Annotated in this window: 23 protein-coding genes; 14 read left to right on the top strand and 9 right to left on the bottom strand. The window is 45.4% G+C overall.

Annotation, left to right across the window (positions count from 1 at the left end):
* Nucleotides 1-10: 10 nt before the first annotated feature.
* A complete protein-coding gene (locus D7D25_RS07640; protein WP_122968383.1) occupies nucleotides 11-463 on the bottom strand; it encodes a type I restriction enzyme HsdR N-terminal domain-containing protein in 453 nt (150 codons plus the stop codon).
* A gap of 65 nt (nucleotides 464-528) precedes the next feature.
* Between D7D25_RS07640 and D7D25_RS07635 the strand changes: the two genes are divergently transcribed.
* Nucleotides 529-1305 carry an AMP nucleosidase gene (locus D7D25_RS07635; RefSeq protein WP_122968382.1) on the top strand — a complete coding sequence of 259 codons (777 nt, stop codon included), beginning with the start codon at nucleotides 529-531 and terminating at the stop codon, nucleotides 1303-1305.
* A gap of 173 nt (nucleotides 1306-1478) precedes the next feature.
* A complete protein-coding gene (holA, locus tag D7D25_RS07630; RefSeq protein ID WP_122968381.1) occupies nucleotides 1479-2501 on the top strand; it encodes a DNA polymerase III subunit delta in 1023 nt (340 codons plus the stop codon).
* Here holA and D7D25_RS07625 read toward each other — a convergent pair.
* A complete protein-coding gene (locus D7D25_RS07625; RefSeq protein WP_185140236.1) occupies nucleotides 2498-2995 on the bottom strand; it encodes a glutathione peroxidase in 498 nt (165 codons plus the stop codon). The two genes, holA and D7D25_RS07625, sit on opposite strands and share 4 nt — an antisense overlap.
* A 960-nt stretch (nucleotides 2996-3955) precedes the next feature.
* On the opposite strand from D7D25_RS07625, the gene D7D25_RS07620 reads away from it, so the two are divergent.
* The 7 genes from D7D25_RS07620 to ung all read left to right on the top strand — a co-directional run bounded on the left by D7D25_RS07620 (nucleotide 3956) and on the right by ung (nucleotide 10752).
* Nucleotides 3956-4411 (top strand): helix-turn-helix transcriptional regulator, encoded by a 456-nt coding sequence (locus D7D25_RS07620; RefSeq protein WP_122968379.1) that lies wholly within the window; start codon nucleotides 3956-3958, stop codon nucleotides 4409-4411.
* A gap of 264 nt (nucleotides 4412-4675) precedes the next feature.
* A complete protein-coding gene (locus tag D7D25_RS07615; RefSeq protein ID WP_122968378.1) occupies nucleotides 4676-6013 on the top strand; it encodes an APC family permease in 1338 nt (445 codons plus the stop codon).
* A gap of 45 nt (nucleotides 6014-6058) precedes the next feature.
* Nucleotides 6059-6592 carry a cyclopropane-fatty-acyl-phospholipid synthase family protein gene (locus D7D25_RS07610; protein WP_122968377.1) on the top strand — a complete coding sequence of 178 codons (534 nt, stop codon included), beginning with the start codon at nucleotides 6059-6061 and terminating at the stop codon, nucleotides 6590-6592.
* Nucleotides 6593-7016: 424 nt separating this feature from the next.
* The gene (locus D7D25_RS07605) at nucleotides 7017-7784 is read left to right on the top strand and encodes a dihydroorotate dehydrogenase electron transfer subunit (RefSeq protein ID WP_122968376.1); all 768 of its coding nucleotides are present in this window, start codon (nucleotides 7017-7019) and stop codon (nucleotides 7782-7784) included.
* A 92-nt stretch (nucleotides 7785-7876) separates the two neighbouring features.
* Nucleotides 7877-8788, top strand: a complete 912-nt coding sequence (locus tag D7D25_RS07600; RefSeq protein WP_122968375.1) for a dihydroorotate dehydrogenase — start codon at nucleotides 7877-7879, stop codon at nucleotides 8786-8788.
* A gap of 136 nt (nucleotides 8789-8924) precedes the next feature.
* Nucleotides 8925-9962, top strand: coding sequence for an aspartate--ammonia ligase (asnA, locus tag D7D25_RS07595; protein ID WP_122968449.1), 1038 nt, complete (start codon nucleotides 8925-8927; stop codon nucleotides 9960-9962).
* Between the two features lie 127 nt (nucleotides 9963-10089).
* Nucleotides 10090-10752, top strand: coding sequence for a uracil-DNA glycosylase (gene ung, locus D7D25_RS07590; protein WP_122968374.1), 663 nt, complete (start codon nucleotides 10090-10092; stop codon nucleotides 10750-10752).
* 34 nt (nucleotides 10753-10786) lie between these two features.
* Here ung and sufB read toward each other — a convergent pair whose 3' ends face one another.
* Nucleotides 10787-12238 (bottom strand): Fe-S cluster assembly protein SufB, encoded by a 1452-nt coding sequence (gene sufB / locus D7D25_RS07585; RefSeq protein WP_122968373.1) that lies wholly within the window; start codon nucleotides 12236-12238, stop codon nucleotides 10787-10789.
* 301 nt (nucleotides 12239-12539) lie between these two features.
* Here sufB and D7D25_RS07580 point away from each other — a divergent pair, with 301 nt between their 5' ends.
* Complete coding sequence (locus D7D25_RS07580) at nucleotides 12540-13109, top strand: YceI family protein (protein ID WP_122968372.1); 570 nt, start codon at nucleotides 12540-12542, stop codon at nucleotides 13107-13109.
* 183 nt (nucleotides 13110-13292) lie between these two features.
* Here D7D25_RS07580 and D7D25_RS07575 read toward each other — a convergent pair whose 3' ends face one another.
* The 3 genes from D7D25_RS07575 to pheS all read right to left on the bottom strand — a co-directional run bounded on the left by D7D25_RS07575 (nucleotide 13293) and on the right by pheS (nucleotide 16743).
* Nucleotides 13293-14162 (bottom strand): DUF3298 and DUF4163 domain-containing protein, encoded by an 870-nt coding sequence (locus D7D25_RS07575; protein WP_122968371.1) that lies wholly within the window; start codon nucleotides 14160-14162, stop codon nucleotides 13293-13295.
* Nucleotides 14163-14243: 81 nt separating this feature from the next.
* Nucleotides 14244-15323, bottom strand: coding sequence for a DUF4831 family protein (locus D7D25_RS07570; RefSeq protein WP_122968370.1), 1080 nt, complete (start codon nucleotides 15321-15323; stop codon nucleotides 14244-14246).
* A 400-nt stretch (nucleotides 15324-15723) separates the two neighbouring features.
* Complete coding sequence (gene pheS, locus D7D25_RS07565; protein WP_122968448.1) at nucleotides 15724-16743, bottom strand: phenylalanine--tRNA ligase subunit alpha; 1020 nt, start codon at nucleotides 16741-16743, stop codon at nucleotides 15724-15726.
* A gap of 147 nt (nucleotides 16744-16890) precedes the next feature.
* Between pheS and tilS the strand changes: the two genes are divergently transcribed.
* Together tilS and D7D25_RS07555 are read left to right on the top strand one after the other, a co-directional pair.
* Nucleotides 16891-18228 (top strand): tRNA lysidine(34) synthetase TilS, encoded by a 1338-nt coding sequence (gene tilS / locus D7D25_RS07560; RefSeq protein ID WP_122968369.1) that lies wholly within the window; start codon nucleotides 16891-16893, stop codon nucleotides 18226-18228.
* 293 nt (nucleotides 18229-18521) lie between these two features.
* Complete coding sequence (locus tag D7D25_RS07555; RefSeq protein ID WP_122968368.1) at nucleotides 18522-19310, top strand: family 16 glycosylhydrolase; 789 nt, start codon at nucleotides 18522-18524, stop codon at nucleotides 19308-19310.
* Here D7D25_RS07555 and queF read toward each other — a convergent pair.
* Together queF and queC are read right to left on the bottom strand one after the other, a co-directional pair.
* Complete coding sequence (queF, locus tag D7D25_RS07550; protein ID WP_122968367.1) at nucleotides 19267-19746, bottom strand: preQ(1) synthase; 480 nt, start codon at nucleotides 19744-19746, stop codon at nucleotides 19267-19269. The two genes, D7D25_RS07555 and queF, sit on opposite strands and share 44 nt — an antisense overlap.
* A gap of 81 nt (nucleotides 19747-19827) precedes the next feature.
* Nucleotides 19828-20502: a 7-cyano-7-deazaguanine synthase QueC gene (queC, locus tag D7D25_RS07545; RefSeq protein WP_122968366.1), complete on the bottom strand. Its 675-nt coding sequence runs from the start codon at nucleotides 20500-20502 to the stop codon at nucleotides 19828-19830.
* Nucleotides 20503-20912: 410 nt separating this feature from the next.
* On the opposite strand from queC, the gene D7D25_RS07540 reads away from it, so the two are divergent.
* On the top strand, nucleotides 20913-21614 hold the full coding sequence (locus tag D7D25_RS07540) for a response regulator transcription factor (protein WP_122968365.1): 702 nt from the start codon (nucleotides 20913-20915) through the stop codon (nucleotides 21612-21614).
* Nucleotides 21615-21731: 117 nt separating this feature from the next.
* Nucleotides 21732-23489: an ATP-binding protein gene (locus D7D25_RS07535; protein WP_122968364.1), complete on the top strand. Its 1758-nt coding sequence runs from the start codon at nucleotides 21732-21734 to the stop codon at nucleotides 23487-23489.
* Nucleotides 23490-23693: 204 nt separating this feature from the next.
* On the opposite strand, the gene D7D25_RS07530 is transcribed toward D7D25_RS07535, so the two are convergent.
* On the bottom strand, nucleotides 23694-25244 hold the full coding sequence (locus D7D25_RS07530) for a hypothetical protein (protein WP_122968363.1): 1551 nt from the start codon (nucleotides 25242-25244) through the stop codon (nucleotides 23694-23696).
* Between the last annotated feature and the right edge of the window lie 40 nt (nucleotides 25245-25284).

The raw sequence follows: 25284 nt of genomic DNA, 5'->3' as shown, positions 1-25284 counted from the left end.
TCTTCATTCTTCACTTTAATTCCTGGTAAGTGGGGATTTCTGTAAGGTACCGATAAGACCGCTGTTCATAGTCCATGTGGCAACAATGGTGTACTAACCCATTCGACACAACGATATAGGGAACTTTTAATACGCTGTTGTATCGTGTGATCTGGTCGAATACCTCTTGTGTTATGATTACGTCCGGCCTTTTGTATTCCACGATCATTAGGGGTTCAAGCTTACGGTTGTAGACCACCGTGTCACATCTTTTTGAAAGCGAGTTCAGTTTGATTCCCGCCTCGTTGGCTATCAGCGAGCCGGGAAATTGTTTCTCAGAGATCAGATACTGGACAAAATGCTGGCGTACCCACTCTTCAGGAGTCAACCTCACATATTTTTTCCGTAAAGGATCGAAGATCTCCAGTCCCTCGCCCTTTTTACGGATTTTTGTATCGAAAGATGGCAAATTTAAATCGCACATTTGTATCTTTGTTTGCAGAATAACGGCATAGCCCGCACAAAATTACCTTTTTTATGTGAGATGGTATGAAAACAAAACAGGAAATTGTGGAGAATTGGCTCCCCAGATATACGAAAAGGTCACTTGACGAATTCACCAAATTTGTTTTGTTGACTAACTTTCAAAAGTATGTCGAGATTTTCGCCGATCATTTCAATGCTCCCATAGTCGGTTTAGACGCCAATATGCCCAATGCCTCTGCCAACGGTATCACCATCATCAATTTCGGGATGGGTAGTGCCAATGCCGCCACCATCATGGATCTGCTGAGCGCGGTATCGCCTTCGGCAGTGCTCTTCCTGGGAAAATGCGGCGCATTGAAGTCGAGGAGCGAACTGGGTGATTATATTCTGCCTATAGCCGCTATTCGTGGCGAAGGCACATCAAATGACTATTTCCCGCCCGAAGTGCCCTCTCTACCGGCGTTCAGCCTCCTGAGGGCGGTTTCTTCCAATGTGCGGGACTTTCACCGTGACTACTGGACAGGTACGGTCTATACCACCAATCGCCGCGTGTGGGAATATGACGATGATTTTAAGAATTACCTGAGGCAGATACGTGCCATGGCGGTAGATATGGAAACGGCTACCCTTTTTACCTGCGGCTTCGCGAATCGCATCCCTACGGGAGCACTACTGCTCGTGTCTGACCAGCCGCTGATCTCTACCGGTGTGAAAACCGAAAAGAGCGACCAGCATATTACCGAGAATTTTGTGGAAGAGCATGTGAAAATAGGGATCAAATCGCTTTCATCCATTATGAACAGAGGCTCTACCATCAAACATTTGCGCTTCGACTGGTAATAATGAGCGGCTAATGAAGAATGAAGAATGAAGAATGAAGAATGAAGAATGAAGAATGAAGAATGAAGAGTTAAGAGTTAAGAGTTAAGAGTTAAGAGTTAAGAGTTAAGAGTTAAGAGTTAAGAGTTAAGAGTTAAGAGTTACACCAATTAGCATATTCATCACATCAACCAATGGCTGCATCCACACAATCATCTTTTCATGCTATTCGCAACGCTATTCTGCAACGTCGGTTCAAACCGATTTATCTCTTTATGGGGGATGAATCCTATTTCATAGATGTGCTGACCGATTTGCTGTGCGATACGGTACTGACTGAAACGGAGAAAGATTTCAATATGCTTACTTTCTACGGAGTGGATACCGATGTCAACCTTATCATCTCCTCGGCACGCCGTTTCCCCATGATGGCCGAGTATCAGCTTATTATTGTGAAAGAGGCCCAGAATCTCGACAAATTCGACTTGCTCGATCTCTATGCCAAGAATCCGATGCCTTCCACTATCCTGGTAATCAATTATAAGCACGGCACGGTCGATAAGCGGAAAGGGATAGTGAAAAGCATACTTAAAACGGGGGAGCTATTTGAATCCAAGAAATTGTATGAAAACCAGATACCGGCATTTATCCAGTCCTGGCTGAAAGAGAAAGGAATAGCTATCGATGAAAAGTCGGCACAGATGCTGACTGATTTTGTGGGAAACGACATCAGCAAGTTAATCCCTCAGCTTCAGAAATTGGAGGTCTCCCTTCCCGAAGGGGAACGGCGTATTACATCCGCATTGATAGAGAAAAATGTGGGTATCAGTAAGGATTACAACAATTTTGAACTACAAAAAGCCATTATCTCCAAAAATGTAGTGGCAGCCAACCGGATCGTGGATTACTTCGACAAGAATCCAAAAGAGAACCCGATGATGGCCACCATCGCCGTGTTGTTCAATTATTTCAGTAATCTGCTGGAATGCTTCTGGTTGCCGCGTAAAGATGAACAAAGCATTATGAACGCACTGAATATGAGGTCAGCCTATTTTGCGCGTGATTATATGACAGGCCTGCATAACTACACCGCTCAAAAAGTGATGGAAATCATTTCAGACCTGCGTACATTCGACGCCCGCTCGAAAGGTGTGGATAATGTGTCGGCTTCGCAGGGAGACCTATTAAAAGAGCTGGTATACAGGATTATGCACTAATCCTGACTGCCGGTGATCCAATTCAGTATCTTGTCGCTCATAGGGCTTTCCTTCGGCATCACCACATCCACCAGATGTCCCTCTTCATCGATCAAGAACTTCTGAAAATTCCAAGTTACCTCTTGATCCATCACTCCATTCTCTGATTTCTTCGTAAGCCACTGGTACAAAGGTGCCTGATCCTTACCTTTCACACTGATCTTTTCCATCATGGGAAAGGTCACGCCGTAATTGACGGTGCAAAATTCTTTGATTTCAAGATTGGAACCCGGTTCCTGTCCCATAAAATTGTTGGCCGGAAAACCGATAATTACAAAATTCAGATGGCGGTATTTCTCATAAAGCTCCTGCAGTTGTTCATATTGGGGAGTCAGTCCGCATTTTGAAGCTACATTTACCACCAGCACTTTTTTCCCTTTCAGGGAGGCCAGGCTGAAATCGTTCCCATCTATGTCCTTTACGGTGAAATCGTGTGACGTTTTTCTCGCTTCCATACGCTGATTATTTCCCGCGTTTTCCGCTGTTTGCAGGGTTTTGTTTTGTCTTCCCTGAGCGTTACAGTGTATAGCGGTAAAAGTTAATATTAAGACGATCCAAAATTTTGTGGTAGAGAATTGCATGTTCGATCTGTTGAATAATTACATTGGACATTTTCTATGCTCGCTATAGTCAAATAAGTTTTTTTTCCGTGTTTATTTATCGATATTACCCCATTATTAAACAAGGATGGACACCAAACAGTTCATCCCTTTCAATATTTTTTTCAGAAGTAAATTATATACACGAAAAATAGGATTGAATTATCTATTTGTCAAATAGATATACAATTTTAAAGTATCCAGGAGCAGTCCCTTTTGCCTTTTGCCGCAATTCCGTACGGATTTATACGATTCTCACGGAAAATAGCTTTGTGAATTCAGCAGATAATAATTTTTAACAAACAATTGTGTACTGTGAATGATCAGGTGTGGTTTACAAAAGTAAATAACGATGACCGGAACATTTGTTCGTTTCATAGATTGTTCATAACTAAATTGCGATTACATTTCTATATTTTGAGGATTAACTATTCAATGTTGGATTATATAATCAAGATATGTGCCTATGAAAAAGATAATTATGAATGATTCATGAACTTAAAAAATAGATGCGTTCGCAATATGCAGCCATTCAGCTCATATTAATGTTAAAAACAAAAATAATTTTATGATTATATATATAAATATGAGTTTATTATAAATATAAAATGAATAAATAGTTTAATTCTTTCTCTGGGTGTTTCAAGAATCAATTCATTGTTGGAGTATAATTGTAAACTGTTGCATGAACATTTGTAATTTACAATTATATCGCAAAACAATTTTCATTTGTGAATGATTTGTTATACATTTGTATCGTTGATTTTGTGATAAAATAAACTGCCATCGTTTTAATAATACCTAAAAGATGATTGTATGAAGGATCGTATCAAACTGATCATGGAAAAAGAAAACCTGACACCTGCAAAATTTGCAGACAGGTTACAGATCAACCGGGCTATCATTTCTCATATCCTCAATGGTAGAAATAACCCCAGCCTCGATGTTGTCACGAAGATCCTGAGTGAAATGAACTATATCAACACCGAATGGCTGATCAATGGTACCGGCAATATGTACAAAGAAGGATTGAATGCTACCTCTCCTTTGGCCGGGCCGGATTTATTCAACCAGGATGGACGGAATGCGGCCATAGTGCCGGAAACTATCGAAAAATCGAAAGAAATAGGGTTTAAACAGGTTGATAATGGGAATCAATCATCAGAAAACAAACCTGTTGCGCCTTTAAAAAGCAATGATCGAAAAATTACACAGATAATTATCTATTACGATGACAACACTTTTGAGGTTTTCGGACCTCATCTGAAATAGGGATATCTGTCCTTTAATGGAATAGGATGAGAAGACAAATAGACTCGTAGTTTCTTTTCGAAATTGCTTCATAAAAAAGTTAAACATTTAAAAAGGATACTTTTCTTTGCTGTGAATATTCATATCTTTGATTTTCCGGTATTTGTATACTGGGCATATTGCTCTCGATGAAGAAAGGCGAACCGTTTCCTGTTTTTGACAGGGCATGTGCAGGAAGCCTTTCGTTTATGTAACCACCGGACATACTTTACAATGTGTTGCCCGATGAAAGAAAAAGATCGACTTACAGACCTGGCCGCGCCAGCACCCGCGTTGCGACTGATTGATGCTATAGTCCTTATTGTGGGAATTGTGATTGGTGCGGGAATTTTCCGGACTCCTTCGGTCGTCGCGGCCAACTCCCCCGATCAATACTGGTTTGTTGCCGCGTGGTTACTGGGAGGTGCCATTTCTCTGACCGGCGCCCTTTGTTACTCCGAACTGAGTTCAGTTTTCCCCAATGCCGGCGGCGATTATCACTTTCTGAAAACCGCCTTTGGAAAGAGATTCTCTTTTTTGTTTGCCTGGTCCCGCGTTACGGTCACGCAAACAGGATCCATTGCCCTGCTGGCCTATATCGCGGGTGACTACCTGGCCGAAGTTCTCCCCTTGGGAGCCTATTCTTCCGCCTTTTACGCCGCGGGCATTGTCGTTTCCCTCACATTGGTGAATATATTGGGCATCCGTTTTGGTACAGGTTTCCAGAAGCTATTCATGGCATTACAGATTGTCGGGATTCTGATCATTGTCCTGACCGGATTTTTAGTAGAACCAACCACAGCGGTGCCCTCCCCAACGCCGTCTGTGGATACCGGTATCTCATCCAACGCATCGACAGGTCTCGCGCTTATCTTTGTACTGTTGACATTCGGCGGTTGGAATGAAGCGGCATACATTTCCGCCGAATTGAAGACCGGCAGTCGGAAGATGGCGCTCGTGCTGATTGTCAGTGTTTTAATTGTCACGCTGATCTATCTGCTGATGAATCTTGCCTTTTTGAATGTGCTGGGGTTAAGCGCAATGGCAGCTTCAGAGGCGGTGGCAGTGGATATGATGCGGGCTACGCTGGGTGAAAAGGGGGTGATATTGATCGGCCTGCTGGTCTCCCTTTTTGCCCTTACCTCTCTTAACACGACCATCTTTACAGGGGCCAGATCCAACTATGCGTTGGGAAAGGATTTCTCTCCTCTGGCATTCCTGGGAAAATGGAACAAAGAAAAATCATCACCTGTCAATGCATTGATATCGCAGGGAGTGATCGCTGTGGTACTGATCGTTTTTGGCGCGTTTACCCGCAACGGTTTTGAAGCTATGGTCGATTTTACCGCACCCGTCTTTTGGTTCTTCTTTCTTTGTACCGGTGTGAGCCTGTTCGTCCTGAGGAAAAAACATCCGGATGTTCCGCGCCCTTTTAAGGTACCGTTATACCCGGTTATCCCCTTTCTGTTCGTCGCCCTTTGTGCCTATATGCTCTATTCCAGCCTTTCTGTCACCGGAACAGGCGCGCTGGTGGGAGTAGCCGTCTTATGGGTCGGATGGGGCGTCTCTTTCTTTCAAAAATAAAAGGCGGAAACGCCCTGATATGTGAAATTTTAAAAGTCAAAACCTATGAAATCAATGAATTATCTCATCACATTGCTATTCCTGTGCGGCGCAATGCGGCTGAACGCGCAACAAATTGAGCTGGATGTGCCTTACGTACCCACACCACAGAATGTGGTGGATGGTATGCTCGACCTTGCCAATGTGGGCAAGGGAGATGTGGTTTACGATCTGGGATGCGGAGATGGCCGCATTGTAATCACTGCGGCAAAGAAATACGGTGCCACCGGGATTGGAGTAGACCTTAATCCGGAAAGGATTAAAGAGGCCAATGAAAATGCCCGGGAGGCAGCCGTGGAAGACAAGGTGACATTCCATGAGGGCAATCTTTTTGATTTTGACTTCAGTAAAGCTTCGGTGTTGACACTTTATCTGCTGCCGGATGTGAATCTGAAGTTGATGCCGAAGATTCTGTCTGAGATGAAGCCCGGTAGCCGCGTGGTTTCTCATGCTTTTGGTATGGGTGACTGGAAACCGGATGGACAAATTTCGGTGGATGGTAAATCTGTTTTCCTCTGGATAGTTCCGGAAAGAGAATAACCGGTTTATAAAAGTAATTGTGACCACCCCCAAAAGTTTTTCGTTTGACTTTTGGGGGTCAAATGTTATCAATTGTCATACAGCCTTGGCGTTGAAAATAAGAAGCTGTTTTGAATTTTTCATCCATTGTTTTTCAGCCATTTTTTGATGGATTTGGATTTTCATTGATTGAAATGTGGCGGGCCACTTAAAAGAAATGAAAGTTCAAAGGCGCGAAAAAGAATATGAAAGAGTGGAAAAATAAGGGTGAAATAATTACTCGTAAAATTCAAAACAGTTTCTAAATATTGTTGTATGAAAATTAAGATGTATTTTTGTGCTTAATAAAGGAAATTATCCCGAGTAAGGGGTGTCCCTATCCGTCGTGTCAGTGGAAGGATCACTTTTGATGTTATGGATTTAGAGAAAGGATTAAACAATTCACATGCAACTACTTGATTTTACCGTTCGCTCCAACGAAGCCCTGAACGACCAGAATCATCTGATAAAGGTAGCACCTTCTGGCAACGAAATATTGCCTGAGATGCAACCCGGACAGTTTGTGCAGATACTGGTCGATAATTCACCCCATGTCTTTTTAAGGAGGCCCATATCGGTCAATTTTGTCGATAAGGAAAAAAACGAGATATGGCTTTTGATCCGGAAAATAGGTGAAGGGACGGAGAAGATCTGTAGCATTCATCAAGGAGAGATTATGAACCTGATCTATCCGCTCGGCAACTCGTTTACCCTGCCTGAAAGGAATGGCAAATACCTGTTGATAGGCGGAGGAGTGGGGACTGCCCCGATGCTTTTTCTGGGTAAGAAAATCAAAGAGGGCGGTATCGAGCCCGAATTTCTGTTAGGCGGACGATCGGCAAAAGATATCCTGCAACGGACCGATTTCGAACGGTACGGTAGGCTCTATTGTACTACCGAAGACGGTTCGTTCGGCGAGAAAGGGTTTGTCACCCATCATTCCGTGCTGAAAGAAAAAAAATATGATTTTATTTATACCTGCGGTCCGAAACCAATGATGGTCGCCGTGGCAAACTATGCCCATGAGCATGGCATCGAATGCGAGGCTTCACTCGAGAATCTGATGGCATGTGGTTTTGGCGCCTGCCTCTGCTGTGTGGAGAAAACAGTCCGGGGAAATATCTGCACCTGTACGGAAGGACCTGTTTTTAACATTAAAGAACTATTTTGGTAAGTTGAATGACCAAAGGAGCTGCGAGGGTATGCCATGACCGGAAGTGAAAATCGAGGAGCGAAGGCGACTCAAATAGTGAAAATCAAACTAATATGACTGGATTAGAAGTATATATAGGAGATTTAAGACTGAAAAACCCGGTGATGACCGCTTCCGGCACATTCGGATACGGCACGGAATATGCCGATTTCATTGATTTGGGACGCCTGGGAGGCATTTTCGTGAAGGGTACCACTCTTGCTCCCCGGCAGGGGAACGATTATCCCAGAATGGCTGAAACGGCGTCCGGAATGCTCAACGCGGTCGGCCTTCAGAACAAAGGGGTAGATTATTTTGTGGAGCACCTCTACCCCGTCATAAAGGACTACGATACCCATATGATCGTGAATGTCTCGGGATCTACTGTGGAGGATTATGTCGCTTGTGCGGAAAAACTGGCGGATCTTGACAAGATGCCGGCTATTGAGCTGAATATCTCCTGTCCTAATGTGAAGGAAGGCGGCATGGCATTTGGTACTTCCTGTCAATCGGCAGCACAGGTCACAAGGGAAGTGCGTAAAGTATTTCCCAAGACGTTGATTGTGAAGTTATCACCCAACGTGACCGATGTCACTGAAATTGCCCGTGGCGTCGAGGACGAGGGAGCGGATGCCGTATCGCTTGTCAACACCTTCCTGGGGATGGCTATTGATGTGGAGAGCAGAAGACCGAAACTTTCCACCATCACGGGAGGACTCTCAGGCCCTTGTATCAAGCCGATTGCCGTCCGCATGGTATGGGAAGTGTTCCATGCCGTGAAGATCCCTGTCATCGGAATGGGAGGGATATGTAACTGGCAGGATGCCATAGAATTCATTCTGGCAGGTGCCACGGCAGTACAGGTGGGCACATACAATTTTATCGACCCGACGGCATCGGTGAAGATGGTGGAGGGTATTCACGACTATCTCGCGCGGCATCATATCGCCTCGGTAAAAGATATTGTGGGGAAAATGATTGTTTAACGGGTGATTTTTGTGATAATTGCTCCCTTTTTAACCGGAAATCTGTCATAATGATGTTTTTATGCGGTTTTTATTTGACAAAATGAATAAAAATCATATCTTTGTGGATTCAAAATCGAAATCACATTCAAGTAATATGTCAAAACTGCAAATTCCTGCCGGTTACGCACCGCTTCTGAACCTGAAGCAGACGGAACTGGGAATTAAGAATATCAAAGATTTTTTTCAGGTCAACCTCTCATCCGAATTGCGGCTTCGTCGTGTCACCGCGCCTCTGTTCGTGGAGAGTGGAACGGGTATTAATGACGACCTGAATGGTGTGGAGCGGCCGGTACGGTTTCCGATCAAAGATATGGGTGACCGGAGTGCGGAAATAGTGCATTCGCTGGCAAAGTGGAAACGGTTGACGCTGGCCGATTACGAGATAGAGGAGGGTTTTGGCATATATACCGATATGAATGCCATCCGTGCCGACGAGGAATTGGACAATCTTCACTCGCTCTATGTGGATCAATGGGACTGGGAATTAGTTATCGGAGAGAAAGACAGGACAATAGAGTTCCTGAAGCAGGTGGTCAGACGGATCTATGCCGCCATGCTCCGCACCGAGTATCTTGTGTATGAGTTATTTCCCGTGATAAAACCACAACTGCCCTCCCAGATATCATTCATTCATTCCGAAGAGTTATTGCGGAAATATCCGGGCTTGGACGCCAAACAGAGGGAAGATGCTGTCACACGGGAGTATGGCGCTGTCTTTGTGTTAGGTATTGGCGCGCCATTGTCCGGCGGGGAACCGCATGACGGACGGGCGCCCGATTACGATGACTGGAGTACCCCGAACAGTGACGGCTATTTAGGGTTAAACGGTGATCTGCTGGTCTGGAACCCGGTGTTGGCGAAGTCGGTAGAGTTATCTTCCATGGGTATCCGTGTGGACCCTGTGGCGCTGAAACGGCAATTGGCGTTGTGCGGCAAGGAAGACCGCCTGTCGCTCTATTTCCATCGACGATTGATGAATGGGGAATTACCCCTGTCCATCGGGGGGGGGATAGGACAATCCAGGCTGTGTATGTATTATCTTCGCAAAGCACATATCGGAGAGATCCAGGCCAGTCTCTGGCCGCGTGAAATGAAAGACGAAGCCAGAAGACAGGGCGTTTTCCTTATCTGATGGCTTCCCCTCTTGGTTGTATTCTTCCATTCCCTTTTCTTTACTTTTAAATTCTTATTACCTTAGCACTCTCATTCTGATACAAACGGAATGGGCGAGATCACTCAAGTCAATCAAAAAACAGCATATGGATGTAAAAATAGAGGAAAGCTGGAAGGTGCACCTTCAGCAGGAGTTTGAAAAACCTTATTTCAGCACATTGACCCATTTCGTGCGGGAAGAGTATATGGCCAAAACCGTATATCCGCCGGCAAGGCTGATTTTCAACGCATTCAACAGTTGTCCCTTCGACAAGGTGAAGGTGGTGATAGTGGGACAGGATCCCTATCATGAGCCGGGACAGGCGCATGGGTTGTGCTTCTCCGTGAACGATGGAGTACAGATCCCCCCTTCATTGGTTAATATCTTCAAGGAGATAGAGGATGATTTGGGAATCCCCGCGCCCCGCTCCGGAAATCTGACGAGGTGGGCGGAACAGGGAGTGCTTCTGCTGAATGCCACCCTGACGGTGCGGGCGCATCGGGCGGGATCACACCAGGGAAGAGGATGGGAAGAATTCACCGATGCCGCCATCAGGTGTTTGGCTGAAAAGCGCGATCATCTGGTTTTTATCCTTTGGGGGGCTTATGCCCAGCGAAAAGGGGCAAATATCGACACGAACAGGCATCTTGTGCTCAAGTCGCCGCACCCTTCGCCACTGTCAGCCCACCGGGGATTCTTTGGTAATAAGCACTTTAGCAAAGCCAATGAATACCTTTCGGCTCATAACATGGAGCCGATCCACTGGTAGGGTCGGGGAGGGTGTCGGATAACCTGTCAAGGAGCTATCCGACGCTTCCTTCCAGACTGATCTGAAGTAATTTTTGCGCCTCCACGGCAAATTCCATTGGCAGCTTATTCACCACTTCCTTCACATATCCGTTTACGATCAGCCCGATGGCTTCTTCTTCCCCTAAACCGCGTTGGTTACAGTAGAAAATCTGGTCTTCACTGATCTTGGAGGTGGTCGCCTCATGCTCAAGTACCGCCGTAGGATTGTGGATATCGGTGTAAGGGAAAGTGTGTGCCCCACAATGGTCGGTCAGCAGCAGGCTGTCGCATTGCGAGTGGTTACGCGCGTTTTCCGCTTTTTGGGTTACCTTCACCAATCCCCGGTAGCTGTTCTGGCTATTGCCCGCGGAGATCCCTTTGGAGACGATGCGGCTGCGGGTGTTTTTCCCTATATGGATCATCTTGGTGCCGGTGTCGGCCTGTTGATAGTGGTTGGTCACCGCGACGGAGTAAAATTCACCTACCGAGTAGTCTCCCGCCAGAATACAGGAGGGGTATTTCCATGTGATGGCCGATCCGGTCTCCACCTGTGTCCAAGCGATTTTGGAGTGGATCCCTTTACAAATACCCCGCTTGGTGACGAAATTATAGACACCCCCTTTTCCTTCTTTATCGCCCGGGTACCAGTTCTGTACCGTGGAGTACTTCACTTCGGCATGATCGAGAGCGATGATTTCCACGATCGCCGCATGCAATTGGTTCTCGTCACGGATGGGAGCGGTACACCCTTCCAGGTAGCTCACGTAAGCATTGTTTTCTGCCACGATAAGTGTGCGTTCAAACTGGCCGGTATTGGCCGCGTTGATACGGAAGTAGGTGGAAAGTTCCATCGGACAGCGCACACCTTCCGGAATATATACGAATGAACCGTCACTGAACACGGCTGAGTTCAGCGCTGCATAATAGTTATCCTTATAGGGGACAACCGTTCCCAAATATTTCCTTACCAGATCAGGGTGATGCCTTACCGCTTCACTGAACGAGCAGAAGATAATCCCTTTCTCGGCAAGCACCTCCTTGAAAGTGGTTTTGATGGAAACACTATCCATCACGGCGTCTACCGCGACACCTGTAAGCTGCTTCTGTTCTTCAAGCGGGATTCCCAGACGTTCAAAAGTCCTCAATAATTCCGGATCCACCTCGTCCAGGCTTTTCGGACTTTTCTTCTTGGTGGGATCGGCATAATAGATGATGTCCTGATAATCGATCTCGGGGATTTTCAGATGCGGCCAATCCGGCATTTCCATCGTCAACCAGTGGCGATAAGATTTCAACCGGAATTCGAGCAACCAGTCAGGTTCCCCCTTCTTTGCCGAAATCAACCGGATGACATCCTCATTCAGTCCTTTCTCAATCACTTCAGTTTCCACATCGGTGGTGAAACCGAATTTATAATCCTGAGTAGTTAACTCGCTTAATATTTGATCTTGGTCTAATTCCTGCATAACTCATTATATTTATTTGTATTGGACTTTTCCCGCGATAAACGAACAGGGTGACGAAAAAAGCCCATTTCCGGCCGGTCAGGCCCGATTCATCACGGGAGACAAAGCCTCCGGCTTTTACTAACAACCCAGCCGACGCTTTTGTTGTACAAAGATAGTGGTTTTTCTCCAATTCCTTTGAATGGGTCACCTGGGTAAAGATTGAACAATCATTCCTTTCCGTATGTTAATCAGTATATCAATTCAATGAATACCCCCGCCGCGAGCGGTAGGAGTATCATGGAGGATTTAAAAATAACGTATGAAGAGAGGATTATTTTTTTCGATCATCTTTACCGCCTGTTTTGGCGTAATGGCGCAATCCAATTATAAAGTGGATCCGGCACACGCTTCGGTGAATTTCAAGGTGAAACATAACGGTATCACGTTTGTCCAGGGCCGATTCGACCAATTCGACGGTGCCATTATTGGTAGTCCGGGCCAGTTGGAGTCGGCAAGGGTCTTTTTCAATGTGGAGGTGGAAAGTATCAATACCGGCATACCCATGCGTGACGACCATTTACGGAGCGCTGATTTTTTTGAAGTGGAACGGTTCCCTATCATGTCATTTGAAAGTACGGGTATCGAAAAGGTGGAAGACAACAACTACAAGTTACATGGTAAGCTCCAGATCAAGGATGTTGCCAAAGATGTCACCTTTGACGTGGTCTACGGTGGCGCCGTGAAAGGGGAAGACGGAACGGAGGTGGTCGGTTTTACCGCCAAGCACCAGATCAACCGCCTGGATTACAACATCGCTTTTGACCCTGACGGGGCAGCTATCGGCAAAGAGGTATTTATTACCCTTTTCCTTGAATTCAAGAGCAATTGATTCCTGAATAAAGTGGAACTGAATATCTGAAAAATGGAAAATCAAGTCCCAGAATTGAAGATTTGAGATTATTTCAGAACAGGGAAGTATCTAAAGGGAGGGTGCACCGCATTGTGATGCACCCTTATCAATATTATCATGTTCAATGAGAAGTATAAGTGAAATCAGGGAAAAATCTCCAGTTTATTTTTTCAGAAAATACTTTGAAATAGCACCATCCGGCAATAATATATCCGACAGTTGGGTATAGGGTAGCGATACATCAATAACTCCCATAGCATAAGGAGCGATCTCATACTGGTTGTAGGAGTAATGAATATTTTCGGCATCGAGCCAGAAGTTGTTGTTAGGCACAATATCTTCAAGCGTGAAGAACCCCCTCATGAGAAGGGAGTCAGGGACATCCGCGTCGTAATTCCTCATCAACTGGGCCACAATTTTTTCCGTAAGCGGCTTGAAATAGCCCGGCACGAACAGATCCTCTTCCGTGAGGGTGACCAGCTCATTCAGGTCGACATTGGTATAGGTGATCCGGTAGGAGCCATGCGCGCCTCCCTCATAGTCACTGTACTCGACGGCATAACTCAACAGCGAATCGTGTTGGAACAGTATTTTATTGCTGTTATTCATGATGTACCAGTACCATGAGGGCATCTTTCCTTCTATGCGTGCTTTGTCTTCGTAATAGTGGTTCGACAATGATTGATACCGGTCTGTGTAATCCTTAAGATATTGATCTACCGATTCTTGTGGAGAGAAAGAGTCGTAATTGCTGTCGCCGAAGAATGTCCCCTGGAATATTTGTCGTAGACGCGCCAAGCTTTCACTATCCCTGAATTTCACAGGGTAAGTATAAGAAATATTCACATCCGCATAGGGCAGGGTGGTATCGTTCTCCTGCAACAGCGGGATATGCCGTGCCACCACAATACTGTCAAAATCTATCCTGGATGATTTTTCACCTCCTCTTCCGGTACAGTTGGTAAATAATCCCAATCCGAGGGAAAGAAAAATAATAGTCACAGATAAGGCCGATTTAGTCTTGATTGTCATAAAATTCAGTTTTAGTCTTTAATTATATACAGATTTATTGAACGTTTTCGTTGAGCGCGGGCGACTCAAAACGACTCACCTCTATTGAATAATCTGCTTGATAGCACCTAACTCCGGGTAGAAATATACTTTGATCGGCTGCTTGGCGTTGTCGAACATCCTCCTTACAAGGACATCCTGGGTACCGTATTGTGCCACGTCTACCTCTTTGTTTGCCAGTGTCGTGTTTTTGAATTCAATGGTCAAGGTGGCTTTTCCCGGAACATTGTAGACAATCCCGTCACTGAGTTTATTTTCTAATCGTTTCAAATCGCGCTCGGATAATGGCATCTCCACCTTTGGGGTTTTATTCACCAGAGAGAGGTAAATGGGTTCTCCGGCAAGGTTATCTGCATCCACAGGTCCCAGTTTCTCGGAAAAACGGCCTATCACCCTGCGATCAATATCTCTCTCATCGGGAACAACCGTATAGCTGTGAGTAAAGTACTCGACCTTTTCGCTGCCTGCAAATAACTCCGTCAGTGTTTTCTCCTGCAGATTGATTTCATCCATCACTACCTTGTATGCATTCCCGTCAGGAGGCATGTTTTCCGCTTCTCCGGTCAATATGTCTGTTCTGCTGGCGCGTAGCCCGAATATCTGCCGGGCCACCAACTCGGCCTGCTTTGCCGTAGAGCCGGCCATCAGGGCTTCCTGGGAAAGATAGTTGCGCGGATTACCCGACGGGACCTTTCCTTCGGGAATTGCTAAAGCCTGGGTAGCCTCAGGATCGGGATCAGCATTGATGGTGACGATCACTCCGTCTTCCCGGAGATGGACGAAAGGTTCTAACGAGTTGGCACGGAATGCTACCATAAAAGAGTTATTCTTGTCGGCTATCCCCTTATTCATTATGGAGATATCTTCCAATGTGTGCACAATTTTGTCCTCAGTGACAGGGTTTTCTATCCCCAGGTAACGTTGTGCGTAGGGGTAGAACTCCCCTTTCCGGTAAGTCGTTTTCTTCACTAATAACGTTACCTCGAACGAGGTCTTTGGCAATGAATAAATGACACCGTAGTTATTGGCCTTGATAGCATTTACCCGGGTTGTCTTCTGTGCGGATACACCGAAGGCGATCGTAAGAAAAGACGCCAGAATCAAATATTTTACTCTCATCATTGTTCAATAGTTATGCAATTGTTGTTCGATTGTTATTCAGTAGTTGTTCAAATTTACTCCGTCAATTTAGAAACTGTTTTGAATTTTTTGATCCATATATCGAAATAAAAAATAAAATAATCATATGAAAGAGTGGAAAAATAAGCGTGAAATAATTACTCGTAAAATTCAAAACAGTTTCTTAGATCTTTTCTTCGCCCGCTAGAGTGAAAAACTCGTTTTCACCATGCGCGCATTTATCGAAAACCTCCGGCTGTTGTTAATAATCAAGTTTCGCATGTAAGTTTGAAATGTATGCACTAAAAGTCTCCGCTTTAGTTGCAATCATGTCACTTGCGGAAGTTGAGTGAATAACAAGAAGTGAACAACCGCGTAAGCCGAATAACGTGCGTGGCACGGGTCAGTGGGCTGATTGAAATTGTTCCAAAAAGCGGACGTCATTCTCAGAGAACATCCTCAGGTCTTTCACCTGATATTTGAGATTGGTGATGCGTTCAATCCCCATCCCCAACGCGTAACCGGAATAGACTTTACTGTCGATACCGCAGTTTTCGAGCACGTTGGGATCTACCATGCCACATCCCAGTATCTCCACCCATCCGGTGTTTTTACAGAACGGGCAGCCCTTCCCACCGCAGATATTACAGGAGATATCCATCTCCGCGCTGGGTTCGGTAAAGGGGAAATAGGAGGGACGCAACCGTATTTTTGTTTGCTCTCCGAACATCTCCCTGGCAAAGAAAAGCAGCGCTTGCTTCAGATCGGCAAACGACACATCCTTATCGATATAAAGCGCCTCCACCTGATGGAAGAAGCAGTGGGCACGGTAGGAGATCGCCTCGTTCCTGTACACGCGTCCCGGGCAGATGATCCGGATCGGGGGATCTGACTTTTCCATCACACGGGTCTGTACGGAAGAGGTGTGTGTACGCAATACGACTTGTGGATCGCTCTGAATGAAGAAGGTGTCCTGCATGTCGCGCGCGGGATGATCGTCTGCGAAATTCAAAGATGAAAACACATGCCAGTCATCCTCCACCTCCGGACCTTCGGCAATGGAAAAACCGAGCCGTTTGAAGATATCACAAATCTCCTCTTTGACGATCGAAAGAGGATGACGTGTGCCCAAAGGTATGGGATAAGCCGTGCGCGACAGGTCAATATCACTGTTGGCCGCACCGCTGTTTTCGAATTGCTTCCTCAATAATTCTATTTTTTCGGTCGCTTTCTGTTTCAGCTCATTCAGCCGCATACCTACTTCGCGTTTCTGTTGCGGGGGAACAGTGCGAAAATCATCCATCAGGGAAGATATGCTCCCCTTTTTACCCAGGTATTTTACACGTGCCGTCTCTGCCTGTTCCGGGGAAGAGACCGTCAATTGCTTTATTTCAGAGAGCAGAGCTTCTATCTTTTCTATCATTCTGTTGAATCTTATAAACCTGTTATACACTACAAAAATAGACATTTTATTACTATTTACGCCAGTTTTCAGTGAAAGATTTGTTTGAAATGGCAATAGGATAAAGGTTAAATTAGTAATTTTGCCGGATAAACCATTTTCAGGAAAATGATCGACAGGGTACACAGATTCATTGAAAAAGAGAAACTACTGACGCCCGACGCCACAGTGGTGGTGGGGTTGAGCGGCGGGATGGATTCGATGGTGCTGCTCGATCTGCTTACCTTGCTGGGATATCAGTGTGTGGCCGCTCATTGTAATTTCCATTTGCGCGGCGAGGAATCAAACCGTGACGCGGAATTTGTGAAAAGGTGGTGCAAAGGCATCGACATACCCTTTACATCCATCGATTTCGATACTACCCAATATGCGGGCGACAAAAAGATATCCATTGAAATGGCGGCTCGGGAGTTGCGTTACCACTGGTTTGAAATTATCCGCCGCCAGTATGATGCAGAGGCTGTGGCCGTAGCGCATCACAAGGACGATTCGGTGGAAACTGTCTTGCTGAACCTGATCCGGGGTACCGGCATCAAAGGGTTGACAGGCATCATGCCCAGAAACAGGCATGTGGTGCGCCCCCTCCTGTGTGTGACACGTGCCCAGATTGAAGAATATATCATTGGGCGGGATATGCCTTACGTGTTCGACAGCACTAACGATGACGATATTTATCTGCGGAATTCGCTCAGGTTGAATATTATTCCTCAACTCGAGAAACTGAATCCGTCGGTGAAAGATGCTATTTGGCGTACTTGCCGTAACCTTTCCGAAGCGGAAAAGATTTACGCTGCTTCTATGCGGGACATGATAAGGGAACTGTTCCGCGAAGATAAAATCGATATCGCAATGCTTCGCAAGACCCCCTCGCCCCGGTCGGTACTGTTTGAAATTCTCTCACCCCTGGGTTTTGGCGCGCCGGTTATCGATGATATTTACCTTGGTATGGAGAGCGCTCCCGGAAAAGTTTTCCATTCAAAGGCTTATCGTTTGATAAAGGATCGTGATTTTTTTATCCTCGACCGGATAGCGGATGCTGGTGCCGGAGAAGAGGCTGTTTATATCGATTCGCGGACGGAAGAGATCATCGAACCCCTTCATCTGAAAATCCGGAAAGAAAAGATGCCTCTCACCATAGAGAAAGACCGGCGCTTTTTGTATGCCGATGCCGGCAAGTTGTTGTTTCCTCTGATATTGAGGAGGTGGAAAGAGGGTGACTGGTTTATCCCTTTCGGGATGAAGGGCAGGAAGAAAGTGAGTGATTATTTCACCGACCGTAAATACAACCTCAAGGAGAAAGAAAACGCATGGATACTGCTTTCGGGGGATGAGATCGTATGGATCGTGGGAGAACGTCCCGATGAACGTTATAAGGTGACGGAAGAAAGCGGGGACGTATTTATAGCGGAAATGATAGATCATGACCATGCAATTCAAAAAAAGTGAAAATTTTTCAGGATTGATGCAACCTTTTTCTCGTTTTTGCATCTATAATATTAAGAGTGAAGAATGAAGAGTGAAGAATGAAGAGTGAAGAATGAAGAATGAAGAATGAAGAGTGAAGAATGAAGAGTGAAGAATGAAGAGTGAAGAATGAAGAATGAAGGATAAAGGACAAAGGGCGCTTTACAGACTTTTTGAATGATTAACACTTATATTGTGGCCGGATAAACCATATGAAAAGGATTATACCTAAGTTTGTGCCTTGAAATTAAAAAAAGAGAAAAGAAAAAAGAAAAATGACACGTAACACGATCTTAGTAGCGATTTTAGCACTCGCGGCCGGATTCGTCGCTTGTACGGGACAAAAAAGTGATCCGGATAAGTTCAGAAAAGGATGGGCGCTGGCTTGGGAGGATGATTTTGATGGTAAAACCGGACTGGATGCCTGGTCGAAGATACCCAGAGGGAAACAACCCTTGAGCCGCCATATGAGTGACAACGAGGCGCTCTATGTCTTGGAAGACGGACTACTTGTACTCCGGGGGGTGGAGAATGTGGCGGATGGCGCGGAGATACCGTTCCTCACGGGAGGTATAAGACGGCAAGGGGTGAAAAAGAACAGTCTGGGCAGGGTTGAAGTAAGGGCTCGCATGAATCCGGTAGCAGGAGCTGTGCCGTTCATTTCATTGCTCCCTTCGGATGGAACCGCAAATATCGCTATCGATATCATGGAGCGGTATGGTCATGACGAGTTCATCTACCAGTCAATCACCTCACGATATACCACCACGGAGGGGATGCCGGATAATCCGCCTTCCAGCGCCTTGGTCGGCGTAAATCCCAATCAATTCCACACTTATGGAGTGGAGACCTATCCCGACAGTATCGTGTTTTTTGTGGATAACAACCGTACTAAAAAATACCCGCGTATCTTGACTGATATGCCGGGACAGTTCCCCTTCAATGACATGGATCTTGATCTGTTTATTGGGATCCGGCTCAATAAAGATGCTGACTCTACTGAATTGCCGGTAGATATGTTTATCGACTGGGTACGCTATTACGAACCGGAAACGAATAATTAAAAAGTCGCTCTTCGGCTAGTTTTTCGTACTTGGTACCCTTCCGCCCGTAATTGGCATACGGATAGATACTGATGCCTCCACGGGGAGTGAAGATACCTCTCACCTCAATATATTTGGGATCCATCAACCGGATCAGGTCTTTCATGATGATGTTCACACAATCTTCATGAAAGGCGCCGTGATTGCGGAAACTGAAAAGATAGAGCTTGAGGCTTTTGCTTTCCACCATTTTTATGTCGGGTATGTAGTCGATGCGGATGATGGCAAAATCGGGTTGGCCTGTGATAGGACAGAGGCTGGTGAATTCCGGGCAGTCGAATGTAACCCAATAGTCGTTTTCCGGATGTTTATTGTCGAATGCTTCCAGCATTTCCGGCGCGTAATCTTGCTTGTATTCTGTCTTGCCACCCAGGTGGCTGAGTCCTTTGTGTTGCATAACCGTTGTTGTTTCTCGAAAAATCGAATGTAATTTAAAAAGATAGGATTTAGGGTCGGCAGTGTATATCCTTCCAGGTAATCACAGGTTGTTTCCCCGTTCTGCCAAATATTCCTGTAAACCCTTGTTCCGTAACCGGCAAGCGGGACAATGACCGCATCCTTCGGCCAGAATTCCGTTATAGCAGGTAAGGGTTTCATTTTTTACAATGTCGAAAACATCCAGCTCATCAGCCAATCGCCATACCTCTTTCTTATTGCGCCACATAAGCGGCGTATGGATCACAAACTGGTTATCCATCGCCAGGTTGAGTGTGGCATTGGCTGAGCGGATGAAAGTGTCGCGACAATCGGGATAACCGCTGTAATCGGCTTCTGACACCCCTGTCACTAAATGTTTGACTCCCTGTGCATAGGCGAGGGTGGCCGCAAAAGTGAGGAACAACAGGTTTCTGCCCGGAACAAAAGTATTAGGGTAAGAGCCGGCCGGTTTCCCTTCATCCATCTCCACGGAGAAATCGGTCAGTGAATTCGGTGCCAATCGGGAGATGATACCCGCATCCAATACTTGAAACGGAGTGCGGGCCATGTCAGCGATCCGTCGCGCATTTTCCACTTCCTGGGAGTGACGCTGTCCGTAGATGAAACAGAGCGCGTAGGTGTTTCTGAATTGTCGTTTTGCCCAATAGAGGCAGGTCGTGGAGTCCTGTCCGCCCGAGAAGAGCACAAGGGCATCCTGTTCTTGGTAATCTTTCATTGTTCTTTGTTTTTTAGGTGGTACCTAAGCTACACGGAAAAGCGTTGCTTTTCATTGCAAAGGTACGAACGTTTTCGTTAAGTAAGCGCGGAACAAAATTTATTTGACTTTGTGTTTTTCCTTCGCGCCTCACCAAGACTCAAACAAGTTTCGCAGTCAAGCGGCGAATCCCTGAACTGCAATCTTAATAATTTTGTAACATTTTTGTGACGGCATTGTCACATCCATGTCGTATTTTTGTGCAAAATATCCGCAGGAGGACAATTTTATTGATGCGACGATTTCCAGACGATTTCCAGTTGATTTCGGAAATTGTACCGACACAGATAAAACCGCCTTCTGATCTGGTGCGGGGATAATCGTAACATCAAAAAACCGGCAGCCGGTGAAAAATCAGGAGATGAAGACAGATGATAGATAGAATTTTAATCGTTGACGACGAAAAGGACATCTGCGATATCCTGCAATTCAATCTGGAGAACGAGGGATATATCGTAGATGTAGCCCATTCAGGAGAGGACGCATTGGAGATGATCACTGGGGGGCATGGGGTTGTTATCCTTGATGTGATGATGGGTGGAATCTCCGGGTTCAAAGTGGCCGAGAAATTACGAAAATCGGGAAATTTCGTGCCGATTGTTTTCCTGACGGCCAAGAATACGGAGAACGATATGCTCACCGGATTTTCATTGGGGGGAGATGATTATATAGCCAAACCATTCTCGGTGAAAGAAGTGCTTGTCCGTGTAAAAGCATTGCTCAAACGTAGCGCGCTCGCTAAAATGGCGCCGGCCGAGGCTGTGCCGACCGACTGGAGCTATAAAAGATTGAATATTGATCTGCAGGGCAACCGTGTGACCGTCGACGGAAATGAGGTGTCACTCACTAAAAAAGAGTTTGAAATCCTTTCTCTGCTGGCACGGACGTCGCCTAACCTGCTTACCCGTGCCGAAATACTCAACAGCGTATGGAGTGAGAACGAGTTTGTGCTCGACCGTACTGTCGACGTGCATATCACCCGCCTGAGAAAGAAGCTGGGAGATTACGCGGGTATTATTGTAAACCGCTCCGGATTCGGGTATTATCTGAATGTCGACGCTAAAGAAGACTGATTCAATGATTTGATAATTAACCCATGTGCGAATGTCCCAATATCAATTTGGATAATTAGTAATTAGTAATTTGTAATTTGTAATTGGTAATTTGTCCCGGCTCTAATTTTTAGTCGTATGAGACGAAAAGTATCTTTTAAAACTCGTATCTTACTTGACTTCTCAGTGATGATAGGGCTTTTCACTGTGGGGGTTATCCTTTTTGAACAGCAACAGTTCAAAACGGAACGCACACTCAGTCTGGAACGTACACTTGAGAATAATGCCGATATTGTGTGCCGGTATCTCAACCAGAATGGCATTGATGTGCAAAAGGAGCCGGAGCGGATGGGGGAACTGTTACGCTATATGCCCTCTGAAGCGCGTTTTACCATTATAAACCGGGAGGGACGAGTGCTCTATGACAACTTTTTGGATGTTGGCAAGATGGAGAACCATCTGAGACGTCCCGAAGTACGGAAATCGATTAGTTTCGGACATGGGTCGAATATCCGTGTATCGGATAGTGATAATATCAAATATCTCTATTATTCAAAAAAATACGATGAAGGTTGTTTTATCCGGTTGGCGGTTCCGTATAATGTGCAACTGCAATCATTTATCAATTCCGGAAGTTCGTTTATCATCTATATCCTTCTCTTTTTCGTGGCGTGTATATTGATGATGCTCTATTTCTCCAACCGATTTTCCAGATCGTTGAGAGAGTTAAGAGAATTTTCGATGAACCTGAGAAATGATGTCAAGATACCGGCCAGTTTTGTTTTTGCCGATGATGAGGTGGGAGAGGTGAGTGCCGATATAGTGGAAAACTACAACCTGTTGCAGGAAAATCGACGTAAATTGGCGGCTGAGCGTGAGAAACTGCTGCAGCATTTTCAACTTTCCGAAGAGGGAATCGCCATTTTTTCAAAAGATCGGAGAGAGATCTATGCCAATTCCCATTTCCTGCAGTTCCTGAATATTATTCTCGACAATCCCACATTGGAGCCCGAACTGCTTTTCGATGATCCTGTTTTTGGAGAGTTTGTCGATTTTATCGATGTGCATCCGAGGGAAGGAAACATGTTCTCGAAACGGATTGAGAAGAGCGGCAGACAATTCAATGTGCGGATCATCATTTTCGAGGATGAGAGTTTCGAATTTTATATCAGTGATATCACCAAATCGGAGAAAACACGTCTGCTCAAGCAGGAAATGACCAATAATATAGCGCATGAGTTACGTACCCCGGTCACCAGTATCCGCGGTTATCTGGAAACCATTCTCAATCTTTATGATTATGATGGGGACAACAGTGAACGTATTGGTGGATTTCTCGACAGGGCTTATACACAGACTATCCGCCTTTCGGAATTGATACAGGATATCAGTATGCTGACCAAGATCGAAGAGGTACCCGACCGGTTCGAACTGGAACAGGTGCGGATGAGTGAGTTGTTGAACGAGTTGTCGAATGATCTGGCTGACAAGCTGAAGGAGAATAAGGATAATTTCCTGGTGAATGTAAACGATACCGTGGTGATCTACGGTAGCCGTACGCTCCTCTATTCCATCTTCCGGAATCTGATCGAAAATGCCATCTCCTATGGCGGGGAAAATATCGATATCGTGGTGCGTTGCTATAACGAAAATGAGAATACTTACTTCTTTGAATTTTACGATACCGGTATCGGTGTTGATGAAAAACACCTTGTACGTATCTTCGAACGCTTTTACCGGGTGAACGAGGGGAGAACCCGTAAGACCGGCGGCTCGGGACTGGGACTTTCCCTCGTAAAGAATGCCGTATTATTCCATAAGGGGAGCATTGGGGCAAAGAACCGTCCCGATGGAGGACTGCACTTCCTGATGACTTTTCCGAAACTCATGAGATAAACCTAAAAAGTAATTATTCGGATTAAGTAAACCTGTGCAAGTTGTATAATGTATTCGACGGGGGAGGGGGCTCATAATAAAGTAATCGTGCGGATATCAATAAACCCCAAAAGTTAGAAAAACTCTTGAGGTTTATTTCAATATTATTCCTGCTGTTTTGAATTGATAGCTTTTCGGGAACAATATGTTATCTATAACATTGCATTATTGCTGTACAATTATTTTCAATTTAGTGGTTCTGCCGTAGAGTTTGGTTACTCCTTCGTATACAAATCCCGGCAGATTAGGGCCTGTGTAATGGGCAGAGGCTCCGGGAGTAGTACCTCCGGTGATTGGATCGGCTATCTTGCAACCGTCATTATCGGTTGCATCCGTGTCGTCCGCGGCCTCAATAACTTTCATGATACCCAGTTTATCCTCCGATCCTTTAACTACCCGTCTGAAAGCAATGTATGTACCGGAGGTGATTTCCAGGCTGCAATTTCCGCTGGCTCCGGCATTAGTCCGCTGTCTCAATACTCTATTGGCATCATTGTTGGCCATAGCAGGAGTAACATAACTATCCAAAGCGGATAAAGCTTCGAATGTTTCCCAGTTTCCGGTGGTTGTTTCAAAGAAATTATCCAGATCAAGGGTCGCAGCTTCTTCCTGGGAAAGGATTCTAAATCCAATGGCATTTTTTGTCATGCCGCCGAGCCAATCCGTATCAACCTGTCGTCCTACCGGGCCTCCACTTAAACGAGCAGCACTGACGTATGCGAAGCCCCTGCTGCCAACCGGTACCCGACTGGAATTTCTCCAGATATTGACAAAAGCAAAGTCAATACTTCCGGAAGGAGCATCCACTGCTTCTTTCAGTGTCACTACATTTTTTATCTGATTACCTACTTGAATTCCTTCTATTGAGAACAGGTAAGGCTGTGTAGGGATTACTCCGGCGTTAGACATAATTTCCCATTCAGGAGCCATTTCAAAATCCTCAAATATAAACGCCCTGCCTTCCGGTATGCCGGTGATTGATTTGATGTCTGTATACGCCGTTGTTTTAAATCCCTCTTTATCGGTCACAACCACACTGATAGCATCTGCCCTCTCATCGTCCACCGTGATATCGAAACTGAAGCTCTTCTCTGTTTCAGAGGAACCAACTTCAATTATCCCGGGTGTAGACAGTTCCAGATAAGGGGTTTTCCTAACCAATGCATAGGTAATGGATGCCAGATCTTCGGCGGATGAAGCGGTTCCTTCGATAGTTAGGGACTCATTAAGTTCAATCTGGTCGATTTCCGATGGGTTGAGAGTAACCCTTGGCGGTATTCCTTTGAGTTTTTCTATCACGATAGGAGTAATGGTGGTTTTTGTATAAATATCGGTAGCAAATACGCCTATCGCTGTTGTCGACGCATCGGAGAGAGATATATTCAGAGAGAAATCCAATTCATGGGGAAAACTATCGAGTATTTGAAAGACCCTGTTATTTCTGCTTATTTCTTCATATCCCACATCAGCATTGCCTTTGAGCAATGTAATATAGATGTCGCGTAATCCATTGCGGGATTCAATACTCCCTGTCACCCGCTGGGTTTGTTGGAATAAGGCTTCTTCCAATGATGTGGGAGAGGTAATATTTACTGCCGGCGGCGGGTAAGCATTATCGTCGGTATAATCCACAGCGACCTCCCCATCGCTACAGGTGGCAAATATAGCCAGACTCAATGCCAATAGCGTATAAATTATCTGTTTACACCTTTTCATATATGTTTGTTTTTAAATTGTTTATATTCTACTATTGTAA

Origin of the sequence: Proteiniphilum sp. X52 (assembly GCF_003712195.1) — a bacterium.
In the GTDB taxonomy this organism is placed as follows: Bacteria; Bacteroidota; Bacteroidia; order Bacteroidales; family Dysgonomonadaceae; genus Proteiniphilum.
This window is presented reverse-complemented; position numbering and strand designations above follow the sequence as displayed.

Excerpts from the sequence above, each read along its gene's own strand:
- D7D25_RS07640 (WP_122968383.1), bottom strand. The coding sequence starts at position 463 with ATGTGCGATTTAAATTTGCCATCTTTCGATACAAAAATCCGTAAAAAG.
- D7D25_RS07635 (WP_122968382.1), top strand. The coding sequence starts at position 529 with ATGAAAACAAAACAGGAAATTGTGGAGAATTGGCTCCCCAGATATACG.
- holA (WP_122968381.1), top strand. The coding sequence starts at position 1,479 with ATGGCTGCATCCACACAATCATCTTTTCATGCTATTCGCAACGCTATT.
- D7D25_RS07625 (WP_185140236.1), bottom strand. The coding sequence starts at position 2,995 with ATGGAAGCGAGAAAAACGTCACACGATTTCACCGTAAAGGACATAGAT.
- D7D25_RS07620 (WP_122968379.1), top strand. The coding sequence starts at position 3,956 with ATGAAGGATCGTATCAAACTGATCATGGAAAAAGAAAACCTGACACCT.
- D7D25_RS07615 (WP_122968378.1), top strand. The coding sequence starts at position 4,676 with ATGAAAGAAAAAGATCGACTTACAGACCTGGCCGCGCCAGCACCCGCG.
- D7D25_RS07610 (WP_122968377.1), top strand. The coding sequence starts at position 6,059 with ATGAAATCAATGAATTATCTCATCACATTGCTATTCCTGTGCGGCGCA.
- D7D25_RS07605 (WP_122968376.1), top strand. The coding sequence starts at position 7,017 with ATGCAACTACTTGATTTTACCGTTCGCTCCAACGAAGCCCTGAACGAC.
- D7D25_RS07600 (WP_122968375.1), top strand. The coding sequence starts at position 7,877 with ATGACTGGATTAGAAGTATATATAGGAGATTTAAGACTGAAAAACCCG.
- asnA (WP_122968449.1), top strand. The coding sequence starts at position 8,925 with ATGTCAAAACTGCAAATTCCTGCCGGTTACGCACCGCTTCTGAACCTG.
- ung (WP_122968374.1), top strand. The coding sequence starts at position 10,090 with ATGGATGTAAAAATAGAGGAAAGCTGGAAGGTGCACCTTCAGCAGGAG.
- sufB (WP_122968373.1), bottom strand. The coding sequence starts at position 12,238 with ATGCAGGAATTAGACCAAGATCAAATATTAAGCGAGTTAACTACTCAG.
- D7D25_RS07580 (WP_122968372.1), top strand. The coding sequence starts at position 12,540 with ATGAAGAGAGGATTATTTTTTTCGATCATCTTTACCGCCTGTTTTGGC.
- D7D25_RS07575 (WP_122968371.1), bottom strand. The coding sequence starts at position 14,162 with ATGACAATCAAGACTAAATCGGCCTTATCTGTGACTATTATTTTTCTT.
- D7D25_RS07570 (WP_122968370.1), bottom strand. The coding sequence starts at position 15,323 with ATGATGAGAGTAAAATATTTGATTCTGGCGTCTTTTCTTACGATCGCC.
- pheS (WP_122968448.1), bottom strand. The coding sequence starts at position 16,743 with ATGATAGAAAAGATAGAAGCTCTGCTCTCTGAAATAAAGCAATTGACG.
- tilS (WP_122968369.1), top strand. The coding sequence starts at position 16,891 with ATGATCGACAGGGTACACAGATTCATTGAAAAAGAGAAACTACTGACG.
- D7D25_RS07555 (WP_122968368.1), top strand. The coding sequence starts at position 18,522 with ATGACACGTAACACGATCTTAGTAGCGATTTTAGCACTCGCGGCCGGA.
- queF (WP_122968367.1), bottom strand. The coding sequence starts at position 19,746 with ATGCAACACAAAGGACTCAGCCACCTGGGTGGCAAGACAGAATACAAG.
- queC (WP_122968366.1), bottom strand. The coding sequence starts at position 20,502 with ATGAAAGATTACCAAGAACAGGATGCCCTTGTGCTCTTCTCGGGCGGA.
- D7D25_RS07540 (WP_122968365.1), top strand. The coding sequence starts at position 20,913 with ATGATAGATAGAATTTTAATCGTTGACGACGAAAAGGACATCTGCGAT.
- D7D25_RS07535 (WP_122968364.1), top strand. The coding sequence starts at position 21,732 with ATGAGACGAAAAGTATCTTTTAAAACTCGTATCTTACTTGACTTCTCA.
- D7D25_RS07530 (WP_122968363.1), bottom strand. The coding sequence starts at position 25,244 with ATGAAAAGGTGTAAACAGATAATTTATACGCTATTGGCATTGAGTCTG.